Genomic DNA, 3,861 nt, shown 5'->3' with positions numbered 1-3,861 from the left:
CATCAGCGCCTCCTGATGGGCGCCATTCCGCTGGCCGCCTGGCCGGGCGCCGTCCAGGAACTCGCCCGCGTCACTGCCCCCGGCGGCTGGGTCGAACTCGTCGAGCTAAGCACCCATATCAGCAACCTCGTCCCTGCTGGGCCAGCCAATGAGTACCTCGCCTCTCTTACGGGCCAGCTCGCTGCTCTCCGTGGTCTAGACAGCGAAGGCATCGTCACCCGCTCCCTCGATCGCTATCTGGAACAGGCCGGCCTGGTTAAGGTCCAACGCCATCCCATTAGGGTTCCCCTGGGTGAATGGGGTGGACGCATCGGCTCTTTACTCGCTCTTGACTTCCGCGAGGTGTGGAAGGCCATCAGCGCTCCGCTGGCAGCACGCTTCCAGATCCCTGAGCAGGAGATTCTCCAACTCATTGACAGGGCCTGCCAGGAATGGAATGAGTTGCATTCTTGCTGCTATTTCACAGTGGCCTACGGCCAGAAGCCTTGAGCGATTGAACTCTATACAGGACCGGCTCCACGACTTGTAGGCAGCCCGTGTCGAAGTGTGGGGCCGGCCCTCGAGTGATTTGCTTTCTCTAAAGCCACTCAGGCAGCGCGAGGCCGGAATCCGGTGCCAATGCCTCTCTCAGAGGGCAGTCCAGCCAACAACATCAACTGTGCCAGCACTGGTCCTTACTACGACAACAGGCGCCCCACCGCTTAAGCGACCATAGAGGATCATTGTCTCCACACTCCGCTGAGAACAGGTCGTGGGGACCCTCGCTGCCGTGATGGCATAGAAACGGCTATCACGGGAGACCAGCGACCAGAGCGTAGGGACATCCTGGCCCAAGCTATAGCTCCTTCCACGCTCGAGGTTCGCCAGGATACGCGGCTGGCTATGACCAGCCGTACTCAGCGTGGCAAGCTGAAAAGCATCGCGGTACTGTTGGGAGTTCTCACCACACTGGAGATACGAGCGCCCGCTATGGATGAGCATGAGTAAGGCATTCTTGGCCGTGGCCCGTATGCTCTCTACGCAGCTCTCGGGATTCTGCGCGGAGGCCAGTTGATGGTAGATGATCGTCTGGGCACCCCCTCTGGCCGGCTCACCGATGATGGTAGTGACAAAAGGCTCAGTCATTTCACAGGTGGAGGTAAAAAGATGTGAACTGTCAGGACTTATATCTACTGATGCCTCTGTGAAACGCACATTTTGTGATAGAATAGCATTCCATTGTGGATCTACAGGATTGGTGCTTTTGGCGATATTGAGCAGGTAGAGATCCATTGGCGGAGGCGGAGAGCCGCAAGTGGCCCGGCCTTCTGTGACGATATAGGCCTGGTTGCTGTCAAGCCAGGTCAAAGGAATGGCAAGGCGGCAATATTGCGAATAGAGCAGGAGCTGCCGTAAGCTCCCAGTCCTGATGTCGAGGAGCGTCATCAGGCTGGTAGTGCCTTCCAGATCGGCAGACAGCAGCACATGGCGCTCGTCGGGCGACCAGATGAAGCGAAGCGGAGGATAAGCGTAGCTGAGAATGCCTCTCCCCTGGAAGGCGCTGAAAATGCCATCTTCGGGGGTATAGGGCAGCTTGGGGAAGCAGTAGAGAGTTTGCAGCCCCTGCCCATCCAGACGCACCATCTGCAACAGCGCCACATGGTTGGGATCACTGTGCGGATCAGGCAGGCTGAGGAACATAATCCATTGTCCATCGGCAGAGACTTGGGCTTCACTGATCCGCAGGCCGCTGGTGGCAATGGTTACACGCCGACTCGTGGTGATGTCGTAGCGTACAAGATGGCCGTGGGCCGCAGAGATTTGGGGCTGACCTTCGTTATAGACGTAGACAAGGTTCTGATGGCTCCCCAGTCCCAGGGGGCGCATGACAGCTGCACGTGTGCCCAGGGGGTTGCTGGGCGAGACGCTGGGACAGGAGGTCTGAGTCGCTGGCATGGGTATGCTTCGCTGCGGTGTGGGAGTGGCCGTCGCCTGGCGAATACCTGCACCGCCACCATAGATGCTTATCGACGCATTGCAGGCCGTCAGCAGCAGACAGAGAAAGATCAGGCAAGCGATGCCTGGTCTAGTCATGCTCCGTGCGATGATTCTTCTTCTCATAATTTCACCTCTGTAACGACTGCTGGCTTTTCTCAAGGACTTTCAAAAGCCAGCGCTGCGCTGTCCCTCTTCTTGCATTCATTTAGCAGCCGTGGAGACAAGGTACTATGAGATGGCTCACGTCAACAATGTCTTTCCGTTCACAGCTCACCTGGCGAGAGGAAAGCAGAGACCATCACTTTTTGCTCGTCGCTGAATGTCCCTGTTCACCCTGCTGAGAAAGCTTTGTTTCTAAGGAGGAGGGTGTGGTAATAGGGGCCTGTGACTTTGTGCAAGATCATGGGCGATGGGCATAGTACTTTCGATGGATTCCTTGGGGGAGATCCTGAAGGTTGACGAATCTTCGAGTAATCTTCCCGAGTGTGAGAGATGTGCGTATCGGGAAAACGATACGCCAGGTTGCTAGGAAGGACTGAGCGGCCCGGGTCTAACGGTGGGGAGGACACGGCCCGCTCGCGCTGGTCAGACAGGGCAAGCCATCCGGGGCGTAGCCAACACGCTGCCCCACCCGCTCAGGATGGTGAGCCAGTCCAGACCAGAGTACCTTGAACAAGATCAGCCGATTGCATCGCTGTGGCTCAGTTTGCAGGTCGGTCGTCGGTGGCACGGCGGCTAGCTCTCCTCGCAGGGGGGCGGCCCTAATCGATCCGCCTGGTACCGGATCAGGCTCGGGAGCAGGGGCTAGCCAGTCGAGCGACGTTAACAGGCTAGACAAGGCGCGGTTTCTGACTGCCATTGCAGCTGTCAGGCCGTAACCTAACCAGAGGGAGTGCTATCGGTTAGTCGGTCGGTCAAGTCGCCTGAACCAGTCTTAAGCCAGTAAGCCAGTGCATCATCGCCACGAAAGAAGCCCAAGGTTAGGTTGACCGCACTGCTGGCAGGGGGATAGGAAGATACAGCGCGCTGACGGTCTGAGATTGCACTCGGGATGACCACGGTTAGCGGGCAGGTGCTCAGCCTCAGTTTCAGGTCCACCTTGCGCTTGCTGATCTGCTCGTTGATCAGTAAGCCTGTGCTGGTGGCTGGGAAGCTCGCAGCCTGAGAGGGGATGAACCCGGCGGACCTGAGCGCCACGCTGCGAGGAGGGCTAGCCGCGTGCCACCGCCGCCGGCCCGGTCGGGGCCAATGCGAGTACTTCTTTGCTCACGCAGCCACGCTCTGCCCTTGTCCACCTGAACGTGGGCCTGGTGCTTGGCCGTGGCTGCATGAAAGGTCCCTAAGACTAGCCTTGCTCTCTTACTTACGAGGGTTGATGGATTACATCGCTGAGACTAGACTATTTACTTGATTTGGGAGGTTTTACGATGCTGAAGAAGAATCTGCGTTGGATCGTTCCCCTGGCTGTGCTGTTGGCCGTTGTCGCCCTGGCTCTGACAATCACACCGCTGGCAACACACGCGGTTAATCCGAACTGGGTCTGGTGGACTCTCTAGGTATTATCATCCCAGCAGAGAAGTCCTAGTAGGAGGCACTCATGCGAATATGAGGCCTTTTACTAGGATTCTTTCTCTCAATGCTAGTCTTGGCAAATGGATCGAAGCCAGTTTCTTACCTCTTTAGCATAACGATAGCCAACTAGTTCTAGCACCTTCGCACTCGCCCTGGCCAAACTAAGAGCCTGATTTAGCTGACCTTTGGCAGCAGCCACTCGAGCCAAGCCATATTGGGCTAACGCTATTAGATCTTGCCCACCTTCTGGAATGAAGGAAAGCATCTCATTGAATGCCTTCTCAGCTAGCTCAAACCTTTCTTGCTCTAGAT

Annotated in this window: 3 protein-coding genes and 1 pseudogene; 2 read left to right on the top strand and 2 right to left on the bottom strand. The window is 57.0% G+C overall.

Annotated elements, in window-relative coordinates; genetic code table 11:
* Positions 1-489 (top strand): annotated as a pseudogene (locus IRZ24_RS17855) (hypothetical protein); the annotation flags it as partial.
* 138 nt (positions 490-627) lie between these two features.
* Here the strand turns inward: IRZ24_RS17855 and IRZ24_RS17850 are convergent.
* Entirely contained in the window at positions 628-2,073 is a 1,446-nt protein-coding gene (locus IRZ24_RS17850) for a hypothetical protein (RefSeq protein WP_297167264.1), read from the bottom strand.
* A gap of 1,331 nt (positions 2,074-3,404) precedes the next feature.
* On the opposite strand from IRZ24_RS17850, the gene IRZ24_RS17845 reads away from it, so the two are divergent.
* Positions 3,405-3,533, top strand: a complete 129-nt coding sequence (locus tag IRZ24_RS17845) for a hypothetical protein (RefSeq protein WP_297167261.1) — start codon at positions 3,405-3,407, stop codon at positions 3,531-3,533.
* Between the two features lie 83 nt (positions 3,534-3,616).
* Here the strand turns inward: IRZ24_RS17845 and IRZ24_RS17840 are convergent.
* A partial coding sequence (locus IRZ24_RS17840; RefSeq protein ID WP_297167258.1) for a hypothetical protein occupies positions 3,617-3,861 on the bottom strand: 245 nt, incomplete at its 5' end.

Source organism: Thermogemmatispora sp. (genome assembly GCF_019683755.1).
Classification (GTDB): domain Bacteria; phylum Chloroflexota; class Ktedonobacteria; order Ktedonobacterales; family Ktedonobacteraceae; genus Thermogemmatispora.
Note: the sequence above shows the minus strand (reverse complement) of the source record. Positions and strands in the feature narration are given on the sequence as shown.

Excerpts from the sequence above, each read along its gene's own strand:
- IRZ24_RS17850 (WP_297167264.1), bottom strand. The coding sequence starts at position 2,073 with ATGACTAGACCAGGCATCGCTTGCCTGATCTTTCTCTGTCTGCTGCTG.
- IRZ24_RS17845 (WP_297167261.1), top strand. The coding sequence starts at position 3,405 with ATGCTGAAGAAGAATCTGCGTTGGATCGTTCCCCTGGCTGTGCTGTTG.